Genomic DNA, 17,353 nt, shown 5'->3' on the forward strand with positions numbered 1-17,353 from the left:
CCGGTCGGCTAGAGTGGAGTTGCGACACTTCCTCTTGCCCGAAGGACCTTCCCAATGACCGACGACAGTATGGCACTGGTGGATTTGCTACAGAAGGCCGGCGACGGCGACTTCCTGCGCAGCGTCGCGGAGACGGTGCTACAGATGCTGATGGAGGCCGACGTGGAAGGCCAGATCGGCGCCGGCCGGCACGAACGATCGGCCGAACGGCTGACCCAGCGCAACGGCTATCGCGACCGCGCCCTGGACACGCGGCTGGGGACGCTGAACCTGCGCATCCCCAAGCTGCGGCAGGGCAGCTACTTCCCGCCCTTTCTGGAGGCGCGCAAGACCAGCGAGAAGGCGCTGGTGGCGGTGATCCAGGAGGCCTGGATCGGCGGTGTCTCCACCCGGCGGGTGGACGAACTGGCGCAAGCCATGGGGCTGTCCGGCATCTCCAAATCGACGGTGTCCAAGCTGTGCCGGGACATCGACGAGCGGGTCCAGGCCTTCCTGGGTGTCACACCTACCACCGAATCACCCGGTCTCGGCCCGTGGATCACATCCCGGCGACGAACTTCCAGCCATCGCTGTACTTGGCAAGCGCGGCGGTGGCACTTGCTGGTTCCTTCAAGCCCTCAATGTCCAAGCCTGCCTTGGCCCAGGCCGGCGCATCGATGATCCGGTAGGTGTACTCGACCTGAGCCGCCCCGTCCTTCTCCTGGTAGCGGACGATCTCGTTCACCTGCTTGCGCCCATAGCAGAACCCTTCCTTGGACCAGACGCCAGCCGCCTTGCCCTTGCTGGTCACGTTGATCTCATAGGACGAGGCGAAGCCCTGGCCGAAAGCTTCCGCGACGGTGATATCCCCGTCCTTCTGGAGCGCTTCGTATACCGCCATGTCCTGGGTGGATATTTCCGCACGGATCGGGAACTGGATCTTTTCCATGTTCGTGTAGGCCAGGCACATGGGTACGCCGATCTCGGCGTTGATTGCCTTCTCAAAATCACCTTTGGGACCACAGGCGGATAATCCGAGCAACGCCACGGCGACCAGGACGCCTGGAAAATGCTTATGCATGAAGGTTCCTTCCAGAGAGTTTGGTGCGATGAGTGCCTTGCTTTTCAAGCAAGGCCAATTTTCCATTTGAGCGACAGCGTGCACGTCCCGCCGCCCCCCAACATCCAGGACCGCTAAAGGTGGGATGCGCCCGTCGATTGCATGTGCCACCCACACACGTCTCCCCCGCGTGTGCTGGGCTGAACCGGAGGGGCATCTCATCTGGAATGCAAATTGACTGGCAACTGCCCGCCGATCTGCTCCAGCCACCCCATCCGGTCGCGATAGCGGCAACCTGCAAGCTTCGGAGTCAGAACGTGACGGGAGTCTTGTTGCCGTCGTTCACATAGACTTGCTCCGCCCTGCACCAGCCGCCGCGCTCGGCAAAACCATCGCCATAGAGCGGCAGATACACCCACCTGCCGCCGTCTGTAGTGATCGCCGCCGCCTTGACGTCCAACCCCTTATCCGGTGGCAGGTTGAAAAACACTGGCGCGTCAGCAGTGGGCGCAACCCGCATGGGCACAGCCGCCGTATCGGATGCGGGGGTCAGGTTCAAGCTCCGGCTGATTTCCCAACTCTTCGCAATCGTCCCGGCGACCGTACCTGCTTTGGGGACGATAGTCGTCGCGGCCGGCCTCGGAGAGATGCTGGCAGCGAGCTTCATGAAATCAGCCGCTGTCTGTTCTCCGGGAATTCGGCGGAGCTCGGAGCCAAGCGGAATGTAGATCACCGGCGTCGCGCCGGCATCAGGTTTGCCGAATTCAACAACATCTATGATGTCTTCATTCCACCTGACTGCCCAACTCGCCCCCTGGGGGATCAGATCAGTCGGTCGCTGTTTGCTGTAAATCAGATCCAGTATCCTGGCGTCGCGGGTTCCTGCCGTAAGCTGATTGACCTGCTGCGCCCACGTGCTGTTCGTAAATCCTGGCACCCACCGGAACTGGATGAGCTTCTCGACCTTCTTCGCCTCGAAATAGAGGTTCTTGCAGTGAGGGCACCAGGGCGCCCCCAGGACATAGACGTGCTTGGCATTGTCTGGGCCGACCGGCACCCAGGCAGCGTCATCCAGCAGCGCCAGCAGTTCATCATTGGTCCTGGGCCTTTGGAGATCTATCGTCCCACTGGCCTTGGCTGGCATCACCCGAGTGACTGCCGCCAATCCAGCGACGGCCGCAGATGCCGCCATGAGCCGGCGCCTATTGAGCGCCGGACGAATATGATCAGGAAAAGTCATGAGTCCTTGGGTGCGTTCTGACGCACCGCCTCGTACTGAGAGAAGACCAACAAGGGGCCGACAGGCCAGACGCGTCGCAGTAGCGGGACCTCAGGTGTGGCCCGGTGCCATCCGACTATCAGCCGTCTTAATGGCCGGCCAGCCTCGACCGCGAGATCACTGACACGTCAGCGGCCAAAGAGCACAAGCGCCAAAAAAGGTAGGGAAAATAGGGCTGCGAAGATAAGCAGGCCAATCAGAACCCCGCCGAATACGCCACGGATCGTGACCGGCTTACGATCACCCACGAGCGCATCGGTCGCATAGACCTGCGACAACATCCTCAGTTGCTGGGCCTGCATCTGCAAGGCGCGCTGAAACTCGTCGGCCATTCCTTTGCTCCGTATCATGCGTCTGTCTAGCGGGTCAAAATAGGTCAATTCGACCTTTTATGCCATATCGCCCTATTCGCTGTCCAGAGACAGCGGAGTGCGAAATGGGAAACAAAGATCGATTTTCAGATCCCTATCAGCAAATCATTGATGGCTTAATATCAGCAAGGAAAACTGAAAAACTGACACAAGGTGAAGTTGCGATACGAATGGGTACTGACCAGTCCCAAGTATCCAAACTGGAGAGAGGTGAGAGACGGATCGATGTGATCGACTACGTCCGTTACTGTCGCGCGGTTGGTCTGCCGCCGGGGCGGTTATTGGACTTGGTGGAGATTTAATGCGACCATGACCACCGCCTCAAAAGCTTACAAAGTGCAGATCTGCCATTTGGTGCAGAGCAAGGTAACCACGGCAGCCTTGGAAAAGAGGGAGCGAAGACGATCAGTTATCCGGCCGAACCGCATAGCTTGAGGCCAGATTCCGTATTTTCGTACGCCTTTCCACTCTAATACCGCATCTCGATCGGTTTCGGCAAGCGGTTTTTCCGCACATCATGCGGATATGGACATCAAAACTCGCGTAGCAGCGCGGATAAAAGCCATCCGCAACCGACGAGGCCTCAGCCAAGAGGCCTTAGCAGCTCTCATTGACCGCTCTCCGGACGCCATATCGAACCTCGAGCGAGGCGTCTCCATCCCCAGCTACGACACGCTGGACCTACTCGCCAAGGGACTAGGGGTGTCGCTTGCCGACCTCTTCGTCGATGAAGCTGGACACGACGCTCGGCGAGCGGAAGCGATGGCCAAGCTCACAGACGCCGCCCGGCAACTGGATGATCGCATGCTGGCCACGGCTGCAGAAATCGTGGAGCTGCTGGCGCGAAGCTGAATGCGGATCATCCAGCGATGGGGCTGAACCAGCCTTAAGTGAAAATCCCCTTGCCAACCACACACATTTCATGGCAACCAGAACGTATGGAGACCCTTGAGGTCTCGATCATGTTTCTGTCTGCTTCCGAGGCGCTCCGGGCCGATGAGGAAGCAGGGGAGGGTGCCGGGGCGAAAGCCCACTCCCGCACGGGCGTCCGCGGCCGACATGCCGCACCGATTAGCTGAAGCCTCTCACTGAGGCGGCTGGTGCCCCATGTCGAAGATCGCCTCCTCCACGGATAATAGCCCCTCCCTCCTCTTGGACGTGCGCCGGGCCGCTGCGTATTTGAGCATGACTCCCGCGGGGTTCCGGTGGATGGCAACCGTCCACAACGACCTTCCGCAGGTACGGTTCGGCGGTGGCCGAGGCCGTATATTTTTCCGCCGCGCCGACCTGGATGCATGGGTTGCGCGGCACACGGTGCCGCCGCCTGTGGCGATCCCCACTCCCATTCGTTCGGCTTCCGCCGACACGCGGGCGCCACCGCCGCGGCGTAGAGGGCGCCCCCGGAAAGCACCGGTTAAAGTGGGTGCATCATGACACCGCCAACCTGTAAGCCGGCGGCACCGTCCTGCTGGCGAGCAGAGTGCCCGGCAGCGTTGCGACCAAGCCTATGCTCACCAAGAGCCATGAATCGCCATCACTTCTTATCGGCGAGCTCTTTCAGCATCTGAGCAACCAATACCGGTATTGGCACCTCTCCACTTTCATAACGAGCGATCTGACGCACCCGCTTTCCCAGATCCTGCGCAAGATCTTCCTGTGTTCGTCCGAGGCTTTTTCTTAAAGCCACGAACTCATCCTTCGACATGGCGCCGGTTACCTTCGCCGCCAGTATCTCGTAGGCCGTGGAAAGCCGCGTCCGTGCTTCCTCAGGAAGCCGGTCATCCGCCAGCACTTCTCTCAACAACTGGGCTACCTCGGCAATCCCGTCCCGTTTTGGCCGCGCCATCCAACTCCCCTCACCCATCCACGCGCACCATACCCAACTTCCAGCGATAGGCAAGAAGAGGCCTTGACCGCGAAAAAGACATGCCTTATTAAAAGACATGTCTTTTTATGAGGAAGCCCTTGATGGACCCCTTCACGCCCCTTCATCTGCCCACGACCGTCACGGACCTGATGAGCCGCACCATCACGCGTCTACGCCGGCTCCCCATTCAACCGGATCCGATAGTGCCGCCGCACCTACTGCGCCCGTACGGGATCCTCACTTCCGCCGTCCGAGCCGACGGCCAAATCCTCGAAGCGACATTGTTTGAAGCCCTGAAAACGGCACCCCATCTGACGGTGTTCCGCACCCCTGCGATATTCATTCCGCCCATGGTCGATCACCTCGTCAGCGGCGGTGCCAGCAGCGACGCGCTACGGTTTTCCGATCTCCACTACGAGCATGATGAAGGAAGGCGAATCGCACCCGATCTGCTGGTCATCGACGCCCGCAGAAATGCCGCCGATTTCTTAGAAATCAAACGCGGACTGGCAAAAACGGACGCCGGGAAGACGAGGCAAACGACCAGGGACCTGCGCTGCCTTCGTCTGGTCGCAAAAAGCTACGTTCGGTCCAAATTGAACATCGAAATTTCCGAAGTGACGGCCGGAGTGTGCGCGATCCACGGGGCTACCACCGTGCCTGCGGAACACCGAGTCGACCTCGACGCGCTGGAAGCGCGGTACCAGACAGAGATCCGTCGCGCCATCGAAGCAACGCATCAGGAATTCAGCCGTCAGCTGGAGGAGCTCCTTTTGGAGCAATCCCTTAAGGACAAAGCCAGCGTGTTCTTCGACAGGACTGACACTACCGCGGCGCCTTTCTGACTTAATTTTATAGTTACGAGACCGCTCACTTCTCCCCACACTCCGCCTAAATATAAAGAAGCGTCCTAATGGAGCGGCTCATGGAAAGGACGGTCTTTCCTTGAGCAACAACACACACCGACCTTTTCGACTTTCAGCGCCGCGCATGCTGTGTTGCCAGCAGCGCGACATCAGCCTGCCCCCCAATCCCGACCTTAAACAATGACGTTCCGGACCACGGGCGGCTCTGCTGGAGCCATGGGCGGCCGGCCTTGATCCAACCAGTCAGCCCCAGAGCCGAGGGCCAAGACGCCCCCATATATAGGTATCGGAATGGAAACCGAAAAATCTGCCGAAAACAGCTCACTTACCGCGCGCTGCCACGCAAACACGTCCCCGCCGTTCATGAAGGACGGAGTGGCGCCCGACGAGGCAGTTGCATGGGTTCTCGTTGAACGTGCTTTGCAGATGGCGCCTTCGTTCGCGCTGGCCCTCAAGCAAAGCGGCGTCGCCCTGGTCGTCGAGGCCCAAAGTGCCGAATGGCTCCGTCCTGTTTTCCGAGTCCTGTGCCAGTTTACGGCGACACTTGAACCGGCTCACGGCGATGACGAAGAGCCATCTCCCGCCGAACACCCCGGAACGCACGGCTACGATTATGATGATGACATTGGATATTATCCAACCGCGCCTACGTCGCCCGGACCTACTCACCCCCGATGGGCTTGGCTGGCGTGCACTGGTGAGGGGCCTCAAGGGCAGCGGGAAACGGACGAAAACGACGTCCTCTCCGCCCTGGCAGAAGGCAGGGCCGTCATGGCCGTCACTGCGGCAAATGCCCTCTTGCCACCGTGCCTGCAGATAGGGGCTGACCATCGCCTCACCCTTGATCGCATCGACAGCTCTGCACTGGCCCAAGCAGCGCTGCTGCTGGATGGGGCACTACCGACAGCAACAATCCACGACGACCTGTGCCGCTTTCTCACGCCAGCTGACATCCGGTTCGCGTGCCGGCCAGGGGAAGACGGCGATCGTTGGATCGCACGGCTGGCAGCGCTGGCGTCGGCAAAGGCAACGACCAAGAAGGGCCCCACGTTGGCCGATCTTTACGGAATGGAGGAAGCCGCTGATTGGGGCGCAAACCTCATCCAGGACTTGAAGGATTTCGCCGCCGGCCGCCTGTCCTGGCAGGAGGTCGATCGGGGATGCCTCCTCCTCGGCCCGCCGGGGACAGGCAAGACCACCTATGCGCAAGCCTTGGCGCGGTCCGCTGGCCTGCCCCTGGTCACCGCCTCACACGGCTTATGGCAGGCGGCTGGACACCAGGGGCAGATGCTGGCGGCCATGCGCGCCACCTTCGAGCAGGCACGCGCCCTGTCGCCATGCATCCTGTTCGTTGATGAGATTGACGCCTTTCCTGACCGGTCATCTCTCGAGGGACAGCACCGCGAATATACCCACCAGGTGGTGAATGCCCTGCTCGAGCTGATGGATGGAACCTTCAGCCGGCCAGGCGTCATAATGGTGGCGGCATCCAACAGCCGCCGGATCGATCCCGCGCTCATCCGTCCAGGTCGACTGGAAAGGATTATCGAGGTGCCTCTTCCCAGCGATGCGGCGCTGGCCCGCATCCTCCGGCACCACCTGGGTTCCGATCATCTCGCGGGTGTCGACCTCCACCCTGTCGTCGCGGGCATGGCCGCGTCGGGCGCCGACTGTGAATTTTGGGCCCGCGGCGCCAAGCGCCAAGCTCGGCGGGCAAAACGTCCGATGCACATCGAAGATCTGCTGGCACAGATCCCCCAGCGGCTTGAACCAGCCCCCGACCTGCGCCATCGGATCGCGATCCACGAGGCCGGTCACGCCATTTCGGCGGCACTCGAAATGCCTGGCCAGATGAAGCTGGCCAAGCTGCACAGGGAGGGATCGGGTGTGCTGCTGGCCTCGGTCAACGCGAACACCGAGCCCGAGATCCGCGCCCATATCCGGATCCTGCTTGCCGGTCGCGCGGCGGAGGAGCTGACGCTGGGGTCTATCGGCATGGGGTCCGGCGGCCCGTCATACAGTGACCTGGCCCGCGCCACGGGCTTGGCTGCGGAAATGATCATCGCCCATGGCTTCGGCGACAAGCTGATCTGGAGTGGCGACGTCAGGGCGTGGGGCGGCGCCACCCTGGCAAGCGTCCTGATGGCGGACTCCGGCATAGCGACCCAGGTGGAACGCGTGGTAACCGGCGAATATAAGAGCGTCCTGGAGTTGTTGCGACCTCGCGGCCCAATCCTCAACGAGGTAGCGGAATTGCTGCAGCGACACGGAACCCTGAGCGGCCAGGTGGTCGAGGAACTCGTCGCTGCGATGGGCCACAAAGCCACGATCACGAGTTGACTAGGTGTGCCTCCAGTCCACAGTTCCCGGCATCCCTTGCTGTTCCAGCGCGTAAGGCCCCGTCTTGAGATGTCGGCCAACCGCCGCCGTTTGCTGGCCCCCATCGGGAATATCCCGCCAGCCGAGGCCGAGGCGCGCTACTATGCTGCCGCCGACAACCAAACCTTGGCGGCATGACTCACAACAGTCAGCCTCCGGCAAACTCGGGGCGCTTCACAACGATGTCCGCGTTGGTGTTTCAATCCGCGCCCTCGCACGGAGGGCGGCGTCCAGGCTGACGCCCGCCAGCTGGAGGTCACGCTGTTTCAATCCGCGCCCTCGCACGGAGGGCGGCGCAAGCCACCAAGCCTGAACATATGGGATTATGAGTTTCAATCCGCACCCCCGCACGGAGGGCGGCCTGCGCGGGCGCCAGGTACTGCCGGTGTGAACCGAGTTTCAATCCGCGCCCCCGCACGGAGGGCGGCGACCGCATGGGCCGCACCGGCCTGGTCGGTGACATGTTTCAATCCGCGCCCCGCACGGAGGGCGGCAGGCGGGGATGCGGCATGAGCCGCAGGCCCTGGAGTTTCAATCCGCGCCCCCGCACGGAGGGCGGCTACAAGACGGCTAGGTGGGCCGCGCTGCGGGCGAAGTTTCAATTCGCGCCCTCGCACGGAGGGCGGCGTCGCATTGTCGGCCTTGCCCGCGAGCCCGGCCTTGTTTCAATCCGCGCCCTCGCACGGAGGGCGGCCACACCCGCCCAGGAGGCGGAGAGCATGGAGAGAGTTTCAATCCGCGCCCTCGCACGAAGGGCGGCCTGGAGCGTATCGAGCGCCCGCTGGACCTGCTGATGTTTCAATCCGCGCCCTCGCACGGAGGGCGGCCGGTCAAGCTCCCACATGACTTCCCGGCCGCGCTTGTTTCAATCCGCGCCCTCGCACGGAGGGCGGCTGGCCGGCCGACGTCAGGCCGCTGGTGCTGGACAGGTTTCAATCCGCGCCCTCGCACGGAGGGCGGCAACGGCGCATGCGGCAGATGGCGGCCCGTGAGGCGTTTCAATCCGCGCCCTCGCACGGAGGGCGGCATCAGTACGCTTGGCAATCATCGTCCCCACGCCGTTTCAATCCGCGCCCTCGCACGGAGGGCGGCCCCGCAGGCTGTCAAACACAGCATCGATAACCAAGGTTTCAATCCGCGCCCTCGCACGGAGGGCGGCTCCGCCCGCATTCGACATATGCGCCGACTGCGTTTGTTTCAATCCGCGCCCTCGCACGGAGGGCGGCCGCGATCCGTGGCGAACAGCTTCACCGACATCGCGTTTCAATCCGCGCCCTCGCACGGAGGGCGGCCCCAGCTGGGCTGGGGCAGGTTCAATTCCTCATAGTTTCAATCCGCGCCCTCGCACGGAGGGCGGCGCCGGCGTCCCTCTTTGCCTTCGTGGGGAGGGCTGCGGTTTCAATCCGCGCCCTCGCACGGAGGGCGGCGCTGGCCACCAGCTATCCCGACCTGGCGGAGCGCGTTTCAATCCGCGCCCTCGCACGGAGGGCGGCAGCTTGCGCGGCATGTGCACGGCGGGGACCAGGATGTTTCAATCCGCGCCCTCGCACGGAGGGCGGCCTTGGGTGACCATGTCGCCCAGCGTGTTGCCGTTGGTTTCAATCCGCGCCCTCGCACGGAGGGCGGCGCCTCTTGGTTTCGGGAGTTCGGGAGCATCGGGAGGTTTCAATCCGCGCCCTCGCACGGAGGGCGGCCCCTGCTGGATGGCCTGCTGTGACGCCGCCGCTGTTTCAATCCGCGCCCTCGCACGGAGGGCGGCTTTCAGGATCGCATCGGTCAGGGCCATCTCAGTCTGTTTCAATCCGCGCCCTCGCACGGAGGGCGGCGCCGCCAGCATGGTTGCCCACATCACGGCGACGGGGTTTCAATCCGCGCCCTCGCACGGAGGGCGGCGTCGCCGGCCAGACCTATTACCTGACCGCCGATATGTTTCAATCCGCGCCCTCGCACGGAGGGCGGCGAGAGCGGAACGACAAGCCGCTCTCCAAGCTGATGTTTCAATCCGCGCCCTCGCACGGAGGGCGGCGCGAGAACGAGGCGGCCCGGGCGTTCAAGGGCATCGTTTCAATCCGCGCCCTCGCACGGAGGGCGGCGGCCCCGTCGTCGTGCGCGGCATCACCAAGACCGAGTTTCAATCCGCGCCCTCGCACGGAGGGCGGCGTCGCGTCGCTGGCCTTGCCCGACAGCACCGCCTTGTTTCAATCCGCGCCCTCGCACGGAGGGCGGCGGCCCCGTCGTCGTGCGCGGCATCACCAAGACCGAGTTTCAATCCGCGCCCTCGCACGGAGGGCGGCGTCGCGTCGCTGGCCTTGCCCGACAGCACCGCCTTGTTTCAATCCGCGCCCTCGCACGGAGGGCGGCATCTGGCCCACGGGCCCGACGCTCTTCCCGGGGCCGTTTCAATCCGCGCCCTCGCACGGAGGGCGGCCTGCGCTCCAAGCCGGGCGGTGCTGATGTGGCTGTTTCAATCCGCGCCCTCGCACGGAGGGCGGCTGGTCGCCAATGCTGAAGGCCTCGGCCATGGCATCGTTTCAATCCGCGCCCTCGCACGGAGGGCGGCGGCGGCTCAGGGTACAGCCCATGCCAGGTAATGGTGTTTCAATCCGCGCCCTCGCACGGAGGGCGGCGCCGTTGTCGGCAATCTCCACGATCTCATCGGCTAGTTTCAATCCGCGCCCTCGCACGGAGGGCGGCTCGACAAGGCCGTGGATGAGGCCAAAGGCGAAGCTGTTTCAATCCGCGCCCTCGCACGGAGGGCGGCGGGGCCAAGGCCGTGGGGTCGCCCGGCTTGGTCCAGTTTCAATCCGCGCCCTCGCACGGAGGGCGGCGGGCATGTAGTCGATGTTGGCGGGGCGCACCAGGCGTTTCAATCCGCGCCCTCGCACGGAGGGCGGCGCGCCCTTCGTAAGGCCATTTATCCGGCCAAGGTGTTTCAATCCGCGCCCTCGCACGGAGGGCGGCCCGCCTGGCGCTCACGGATGCCACGTGTTACGGGGTTTCAATCCGCGCCCTCGCACGGAGGGCGGCGCCAGATTTTATCTCCATACCCTCGATCTGCCCTGTTTCAATCCGCGCCCTCGCACGGAGGGCGGCGGCGGAGGGCGATCATTTTCGCCTTGCATTTAGATGTTTCAATCCGCGCCCTCGCACGGAGGGCGGCTCGAGTTGCAGATGACCAACGTCAAGATCGAGTCCGTTTCAATCCGCGCCCTCGCACGGAGGGCGGCGCCGCCACGCTGAAGGCGATGCAGGGCGAGGCCGAGTTTCAATCCGCGCCCTCGCACGGAGGGCGGCCTGCTCAGCCAGATCGACCTGGAGTTCCGCACCGCCGTTTCAATCCGCGCCCTCGCACGGAGGGCGGCGTCTTTGCCGAGCCGCAATGCAGCGGTGCCAGGCAGTTTCAATCCGCGCCCTCGCACGGAGGGCGGCCTCCATGCAGCCCGACATCTGCTCGACAGCGCCTTGTTTCAATCCGCGCCCTCGCACGGAGGGCGGCCCGCCCAGTTCGTGGATAAGCGCCACCTCGTTGGGGTTTCAATCCGCGCCCTCGCACGGAGGGCGGCAAGCGGCATGCCCGTATCCTCCTCTATCAGGATGGTTTCAATCCGCGCCCTCGCACGGAGGGCGGCATCGCAACTCAATTTTCAACAAGGGCATCGCCATGTTTCAATCCGCGCCCTCGCACGGAGGGCGGCGATCAGGCCGGCGACGAGGAGGGCGCTTCCGGCGTTTCAATCCGCGCCCTCGCACGGAGGGCGGCTGTGTCAGTTTATGCACTTGTTCAAGAACTTGAAACCGCCCGGTTTATGCGAACCTCGTCCGATAGGGCGTTTGTCATCCCGGGCTGGGGGTAGCATTCTAGGCCAAGCCTTTGGCGGTGGCTGGAAAATTCGTCGCGCGAACCTCCTGGGAAACAGGCGTGTGCTTCCGGTTCGCGCACCTTCCGCGCGTGGCGGAGCCCCGTCAGAAGATCAGGGCGCCGCCCAGGTCCTGGGCCGGCTTGGCGCCGACATGCTCGATACGCCGCTGGGCGTCAGCGCCCAGGTGGTAAAAGCGCAGGCTGTCCGTCGCCGGGTCGATTTCCGCCAACAGCCGGGCGCGCAGGGCGACCCATTGCCCGGGATCGACCTCGCATTCGAAGACGGAGAACTGCACACGCTGCCCATGATCCTGGCAGGCCCGAGCCACGCGGCGCAGGCGGCGCCGGCCGGCGGCATCCTCGGTGTTCACGTCGTAGGTGATCAGCATCAACATGGGTGGCTCCGCCGTCCGGCGTTCATTTCCAAAGGAAAGGCGGGTAGCCGTCAAGGTCGCCCCGCAGATGCCGAGCCAGCAGCCGGGCTTGCAAGTGGGGCACCAGTCCCAACGTCACCTTCTCATCCAGGAAGGGGTGGGTGATCTCATCCCGCTTGCGCTCCTGATAGGTGGTGAGGACGACCTTGCGGGCATCGTCGCGAAGCTGGACGGCGCCGCCGTCCCGGGTCTCGAAATCCCTCGCCGAGAGTTGACCCCGGTTGAGAAGGCTGAGCGCCACCCTGTCGGCCAGGATGGGGCGTAGTTCCTCCATCAGATCCAGGGCCAAGCCGGCCCGCCCCGCCCGGTCGCGGTGCAGGAAGCCCACCTGGGGGTCGAGCCCCACCGTTTCCAGAGCGGAACGGCAATCGTGGCCCACCATGGCGTACAGGAAGGACAGCAACGCGTTCGGAGGATCCAGGGGTGGCCGGCGGGAGCGGCCCCGGAAGCGGAGCGCGGCCTCGTCACGGCGCACCAGCAGGTCGAAGACGCCGAAATAGGCATTCGCTGCCTCGCCTTCATAGCCGCGCGCAACGTCGAGGTCGGTGGCCTGCGCCGCCAGCCGGGCGGCATCCCCCAGTCGGCGCTGCGCATCGTCGATCCGCGCATGGGCCGCCGGCGGCAGCGCGTCACCATGATCGCGCAACACGCGGCGCAACACCGTGCGCTGGTTGGCCGCCTTACCCGCGATCATATTTCCGGCGAGGGCCGCGCAAGCGGCGGGGTCATCCGCCAGACGGTATTGCTGGCGGCGCAGTAGAACGTTACCGGACTGGGCCCCCTCCACCCGGGCGAGGAACTTTCCGTGCTCCGACAGGAAGCTGACGGCGATGCCTTCCTCTGTGCAGAAGGCCATCAGGGGCGGCGACATGCCCACCCGGCCGAAGCAGACGACGCCCCCCATCATGTGGGCGGGCACCCGGCCGACTTCGCGCGACTCCACCTCCACCACGATGTTGGCGCCGTCCTTGCGCAGCCAGGCGCCTTCGGTGGTTATGAACACGGTGTTGAGGTGCTGGCGCATGGGGTCAGTCCCGCAAATGCCGACGCAGCCAGTCTGCCACCGAGGGCGGTGCGGCCAGACGCCGGGGTTGGCAGAGGTCGATCAGGGAACACTGTCGGCACCGGCTTGGCTCATGGACCGGAGGCGGCGTGCGCCCCTGGTCGATCATGGTGTGCACGTCCGCCGCCACCCGTTCCGTCAGGGTTCGCAACTCGGTATCGAAGGCCACGGCCATACGGCGCCGCTTTTCGCCATAGAACAGGGCGCCTTCCATGACCGGTTGGCCGAACATCTCTTCCAAGCATAGGGCCTGGGCGCAGAGCTGTACCTCGTCCGCCCGGTGCGCCTTGGGCCGTCCACGCTTGAACTCAACCGGGTAAGGGCGATGGTCGGGCGCCTGGAACTCCACCACGTCAGCAACGCCGATCAGGTTCAGCCGGCGGCAGCGCAAGGGCAGCGACCGCACCGTGCGGACACGATCCCTGTAGGATCGCCCGGGCTGATCCACCCGTTCGTGCAGAACCCGCCCCTCGGCGGTGCTGGCGTTTTCCGCCCATTGCCGTTCCACATGGATAAGGGCGCACTGGCGGGGGCAGAACAGGTGATGCTGAAGGGCCGACAGGGGAATGGGATCCTCATCCTCCATGATGCCGGCCCCTTGATGCGTCAAAGCCGTTCGATGATCTCGACCCCGGCGGGAAGCCCATCCCGATTCACGGAAACGCTGTAGTCGGCGAAACTGCGGGCAGGCGGCAGGTTGTCCAACCCGTCCCCGTCCAAGGCATATTCCTCGCCCTTGAAGCGGCGGCGGACCGTCACCCGCCCGAATAGGGCCGGCGCGGCGGCGTTGCCCAGGGCGCTGGCGTGACGGAAGACGATCAATTTCCGGCTGCCCATCTCCCCCCGCGCCGCGGAGCGGTCATGGTCGAACATCTGCTCCAGCGCCTGCCAGAGATGTTCCAGATCGGCCTCGCCGAAGCCGGTGCGTTCCGCCAACTTGGCCGAGATGTAGCCGTGGGCGCGATAGAGGCCGTAAGGGATGATGTGTTTACGGCCCATCGTGCGGTTGTCGCGCCGCCCATCTTCGCCATCCTCGCCCTTCTTGGCTTCACCCTCGGCGGTGGCGGCCATGCGGGTGATGGAGATTTCCAGGGGCAGGACGGGTTCCACCGACTGGGCGAAGGCCAGTTGCACCGGCCCCCGGACCTGCCCGCAATTGATACCCGTGCCCATCACGGCGCCGAAGGTCCGGACATCGTAGAAGTTCTGGCACATGAAGGAACGGACGGCGGTTTCCTCCTCCGCGTTCTTGGGTGACAGCTTCTTGGCGGTCGCCACCGTGTCGTCGTTCGGCCGCACCGCCTTATAGGCCTCGCGGTGCTTCTCGTTCAGGATGGCCCCTTCCTGGACATAGATGCCGAAGCCTGGTTCGCCATCCTGGACCAGATTGATGAAGTTGCGGATCTTGCGCTTCAGGCAGACATCCGTGACCAGGCCGCGGTTGGTTTCCGGATCCAGTCGCGGCAGGTTGCCGGCATCGGGGTCCCCGTTGGGGTTGCCGTTGGTGACGTCGAACAGGAAGACGAATTCATAGCGGTTGGCGAGCGCAGTCATGGGTCAGGGCTCCTGGTCGGCGGCAAGGTCGGTCGCTTCTTCGGTGGCGGGCTTGGCGCGGTCGCTGCGCTGGTGGTAGTAGCCGACAACGAACCGGCCCTGGCTTTCCAGGCCCAGATGCCGGGGCAGGTCGGGCGCCAGCTCGTTGACGATCTCGCCGATCTGGCTCTCGAACCAGCCGGCCAGGCCCCGGGTCGCCGGCCTCTTGCGGAGAACCGAGAGATGGTGGTTGCTGCCGCGCAGCAACAGCGGGAACACGGCGGCGGGCGTCGCCGAGGCGGCGCCGAAATAGCGGTCGCGGATACCGGCGTTGACGGAACCCAGGGCCTTGAACTGGATGCCCTCCAGCACGGCGAACAGACGGCCCAGGCGATAGGCCGGGTCTTTTTCAGCGCGGTCCAGACTCACGAGGAAATCCTCCTGACGACGGTCGGGGTGGGCAAGGCGACGATGGCGGGCCAGCCAGGCCTTGCAGAGGGCGGCACGGGCGGCCAACACCCGAGGCATGTTGTTCTGATCCCCAGCGCGGATGCGTTGCAGCACGGCGGACAGCAGGGTGCGCGGATAGTCCTGGTTGGGGTTCAGCACGGCCCGCATCAACTCGCCACCCAACAGTGGCGGGATGTTGTCGGCCTTCCCCTGCACCGCCGTCGGAAACAACAAGGCCTGCAGTTTCGGTGGGCCCTTCCAGGCGGGCGGGTCGATGCGCAGGTCGTGCCAATGGGCCGACAGCGCTTCCATGAAGGGACCGAAGGTCGTATCATGCCAGAACCGGACGGACAGCCGCGCGGCATTGGGTGCCAACCCCAGCAGGTAGAAGCGCGTATTGGGGTCGACATCAGCGACCAGACGCGCGCGGGGCCGCCCCCGCGACACATCCTCCAGCCGATCCCGGACCTCGACGGCTTCCTCGGCATCCGTGGGGCCGACGTCATCGTCCTCTTCATCCTCGAAGATCAATAGGGCGGCGGCGGCTTCCTCCGCCCGTCGCGCGGCATCAGTCCCCACACCGGATGCATCGGCCCAGAACGCCACGGAGGTATCGCCCACCTGGATGCGATTACGGCTGCCTTTTTCCAGGAGCGCGTTCAAGGCCGCGCCATAGCCGGCGGCAGCGGCCTCCGACACCGGGGCGTTGGCCCCCTGGTCCTTTCCGTAGGAAGTGAAGGCGTCCAGGTTGAAGGAAACCAGGGAGGCGCCGGAGCTTTGTGCGCCCCAGACGCCCTTGATGGCCGGGTGCAGGCGCGCCGGCGCCGCCGTCTCGCCCGTGACCAGGCACATCTGCGGACTGCCAGCCTCCGCCGCCAATTCCCGCGCCCAGAGCGCCCGGGCGGCCGGACGATCATGCAGGAAGCGATGCTGGTCGCGATAGTCGCTGTCCAGGGCGAAGACGATGTTGGCGTTCAGGGTGTCGGGGGGCAAACCAGTGTCGGCGAACCCCTCCGGCGACCAGTTCCGCAGGAAGATCAGCAAGGCCACCAGGCCGGCATCGTTGCTGTCAGCCAGAGCCCGCTCATGCCGGTCCCGGAATGCCGCCTGATGGGCCGGGAACGATAGGATAGTCTGGCCGTCCTTGTCGCGGATCAGGCCCAGCACGTACTTACTGTTGTCCCAGAGGAAGGCCGGGCTTATGCCACTGGTGCGTTTGGGGGGCTTGGGTACCGGCGTGGGCCGCTCCACCAGCTTGCGGCCTTCGGTAGCGCGCAGGTCAACGGCGCGGACCAACGTGCCATCAGCCCCCAGAAGCAGGCAGAAGCCGATCTTCTCGGTAGTGTAGCCGAAGGGCGGCGCCAGCCCCTGGTCGGCCAGGCGGTCATAGTGCCGGTTCAGCGCCGCCAGGATGGTCACGACCGCACCTCTGCGGCGTCCAGACGTGGAACCGTCAGGACACCATCCTTCAGCCGAGCCGGGAAGAAATGGGGCACGCAGCCGTCATCACAGACATGGCCCCCACCCCTCGTCGGCGTGTGGTGAATATCCAGCAGCAGCCAGCCCAGGTCCTTGTTCGCCTGGTCGCCGGGCAAGGCGTGGGCGGGGATGGGGTCGGTCCACAGCTGAAAATCAGCGGGGAATTCGCGGTTGCCAAAACAGGGCTGATGGAAGCACTGACCGTTGGCCGCACGCCGGCTGAACATCTCATGATGCTTGGCGGGCGTATCATCGGGGCCGGCCCGGTCGGTCAGGTCGAAATGGGCCTCGATGACGTAATCCACATCCACCAGCACGGTGGCCGCACGTTGCTGGCGGGCATCGTTGACCACCAGGCGCAGGTCATGCACCGCCCCGGCCTTCATGGCGGCGCGCACGTTGCTGACCGGGATCTTGCCACCCACCTCGTTGCGGCGGATGGACTGGAAGCGGATGGGCTTCAGCACATGGATGCGGTCGATGGTCCAACGGATGGCCGGCTTCCAGTGGATGGCCTCCAGGATGCCCCGCGCCGCCGACGGCGTGATGACATCGTAGGACACACGCTCCGTCTTCATCTCCGGTCGGGAAAAGCAGGCGTGGCGCCCGCTGACGCGTATCCGCACTCCGAAAGGCATGCCGGTTCCCATATTCCGGGTGGATTATCGTGATCCACAGCCTAACATCTCTTTAGTAGTATATCATTTCTTATAATCATCAGAAAATTGCTTCAT

The 17,353-nt window shown here is 64.3% G+C and carries 14 protein-coding genes, 1 pseudogene and 1 CRISPR repeat array; of the genes and pseudogenes, 5 read left to right on the forward strand and 10 right to left on the reverse strand.

The features are described 5' to 3' along the window. Positions 1-54 precede the first annotated feature (54 nt). Positions 55-495 (forward strand): annotated as a pseudogene (locus FBZ88_RS14965) (transposase); the annotation flags it as partial. Positions 496-538: 43 nt separating this feature from the next. Here FBZ88_RS14965 and FBZ88_RS14970 read toward each other — a convergent pair. From FBZ88_RS14970 to FBZ88_RS14980, 3 genes are all read right to left on the reverse strand, one after another. After that, the gene (locus tag FBZ88_RS14970) at positions 539-1,108 is read right to left on the reverse strand and encodes a hypothetical protein (RefSeq protein WP_145617982.1); all 570 of its coding nucleotides are present in this window, start codon (positions 1,106-1,108) and stop codon (positions 539-541) included. A 241-nt stretch (positions 1,109-1,349) separates the two neighbouring features. After that, a complete protein-coding gene (locus FBZ88_RS14975) occupies positions 1,350-2,231 on the reverse strand; it encodes a thioredoxin domain-containing protein (protein WP_145617983.1) in 882 nt (293 codons plus the stop codon). Between the two features lie 215 nt (positions 2,232-2,446). Next, positions 2,447-2,650 (reverse strand): hypothetical protein, encoded by a 204-nt coding sequence (locus FBZ88_RS14980; protein WP_145617985.1) that lies wholly within the window; start codon positions 2,648-2,650, stop codon positions 2,447-2,449. Positions 2,651-2,754: 104 nt separating this feature from the next. Here FBZ88_RS14980 and FBZ88_RS31345 point away from each other — a divergent pair, with 104 nt between their 5' ends. Both FBZ88_RS31345 and FBZ88_RS14990 read left to right on the forward strand, forming a co-directional pair. Continuing rightward, positions 2,755-2,991, forward strand: a complete 237-nt coding sequence (locus tag FBZ88_RS31345) for a helix-turn-helix domain-containing protein (RefSeq protein ID WP_145617986.1) — start codon at positions 2,755-2,757, stop codon at positions 2,989-2,991. 223 nt (positions 2,992-3,214) lie between these two features. Then, on the forward strand, positions 3,215-3,541 hold the full coding sequence (locus FBZ88_RS14990; RefSeq protein ID WP_145617987.1) for a helix-turn-helix domain-containing protein: 327 nt from the start codon (positions 3,215-3,217) through the stop codon (positions 3,539-3,541). Between the two features lie 682 nt (positions 3,542-4,223). Here the strand turns inward: FBZ88_RS14990 and FBZ88_RS14995 are convergent. Beyond that, on the reverse strand, positions 4,224-4,535 hold the full coding sequence (locus FBZ88_RS14995) for a helix-turn-helix domain-containing protein (RefSeq protein ID WP_186464416.1): 312 nt from the start codon (positions 4,533-4,535) through the stop codon (positions 4,224-4,226). A 122-nt stretch (positions 4,536-4,657) separates the two neighbouring features. Between FBZ88_RS14995 and FBZ88_RS15000 the strand changes: the two genes are divergently transcribed. Both FBZ88_RS15000 and FBZ88_RS15005 read left to right on the forward strand, forming a co-directional pair. Continuing rightward, positions 4,658-5,401 (forward strand): hypothetical protein, encoded by a 744-nt coding sequence (locus FBZ88_RS15000; protein ID WP_145617990.1) that lies wholly within the window; start codon positions 4,658-4,660, stop codon positions 5,399-5,401. A 312-nt stretch (positions 5,402-5,713) separates the two neighbouring features. Next, positions 5,714-7,762 carry an AAA family ATPase gene (locus FBZ88_RS15005; protein WP_145617993.1) on the forward strand — a complete coding sequence of 683 codons (2,049 nt, stop codon included), beginning with the start codon at positions 5,714-5,716 and terminating at the stop codon, positions 7,760-7,762. A gap of 567 nt (positions 7,763-8,329) precedes the next feature. Next, a CRISPR array of direct repeats spans positions 8,330-11,561; the repeat unit is 32 nt; unit sequence GTTTCAATCCGCGCCCTCGCACGGAGGGCGGC. Positions 11,562-11,764: 203 nt separating this feature from the next. Here the strand turns inward: FBZ88_RS15005 and cas2 are convergent. Genes cas2 through cas5c form a run of 6 tightly spaced genes read right to left on the reverse strand, consistent with a single transcriptional unit; the run spans position 11,765 to position 17,257 of the window. Further along, a complete protein-coding gene (gene cas2 / locus FBZ88_RS15010; protein ID WP_145617996.1) occupies positions 11,765-12,055 on the reverse strand; it encodes a CRISPR-associated endonuclease Cas2 in 291 nt (96 codons plus the stop codon). 22 nt (positions 12,056-12,077) lie between these two features. Further along, positions 12,078-13,118, reverse strand: a complete 1,041-nt coding sequence (cas1c, locus tag FBZ88_RS15015; RefSeq protein WP_145617997.1) for a type I-C CRISPR-associated endonuclease Cas1c — start codon at positions 13,116-13,118, stop codon at positions 12,078-12,080. 4 nt (positions 13,119-13,122) lie between these two features. Further along, positions 13,123-13,743 (reverse strand): CRISPR-associated protein Cas4, encoded by a 621-nt coding sequence (gene cas4 / locus FBZ88_RS15020; RefSeq protein WP_145617999.1) that lies wholly within the window; start codon positions 13,741-13,743, stop codon positions 13,123-13,125. A gap of 20 nt (positions 13,744-13,763) precedes the next feature. Beyond that, positions 13,764-14,711 carry a type I-C CRISPR-associated protein Cas7/Csd2 gene (gene cas7c, locus FBZ88_RS15025; RefSeq protein WP_145618000.1) on the reverse strand — a complete coding sequence of 316 codons (948 nt, stop codon included), beginning with the start codon at positions 14,709-14,711 and terminating at the stop codon, positions 13,764-13,766. Positions 14,712-14,714: 3 nt separating this feature from the next. Next, positions 14,715-16,559: a type I-C CRISPR-associated protein Cas8c/Csd1 gene (gene cas8c / locus FBZ88_RS15030; RefSeq protein WP_145618001.1), complete on the reverse strand. Its 1,845-nt coding sequence runs from the start codon at positions 16,557-16,559 to the stop codon at positions 14,715-14,717. Next, positions 16,556-17,257: a type I-C CRISPR-associated protein Cas5c gene (gene cas5c, locus FBZ88_RS15035; RefSeq protein WP_145618002.1), complete on the reverse strand. Its 702-nt coding sequence runs from the start codon at positions 17,255-17,257 to the stop codon at positions 16,556-16,558. The genes cas8c and cas5c overlap by 4 nt, the downstream gene beginning before the upstream one ends. Between the last annotated feature and the right edge of the window lie 96 nt (positions 17,258-17,353).

This window comes from Nitrospirillum bahiense, from assembly GCF_007828025.1.
In the GTDB taxonomy this organism is placed as follows: domain Bacteria; phylum Pseudomonadota; class Alphaproteobacteria; order Azospirillales; family Azospirillaceae; genus Nitrospirillum; species Nitrospirillum amazonense.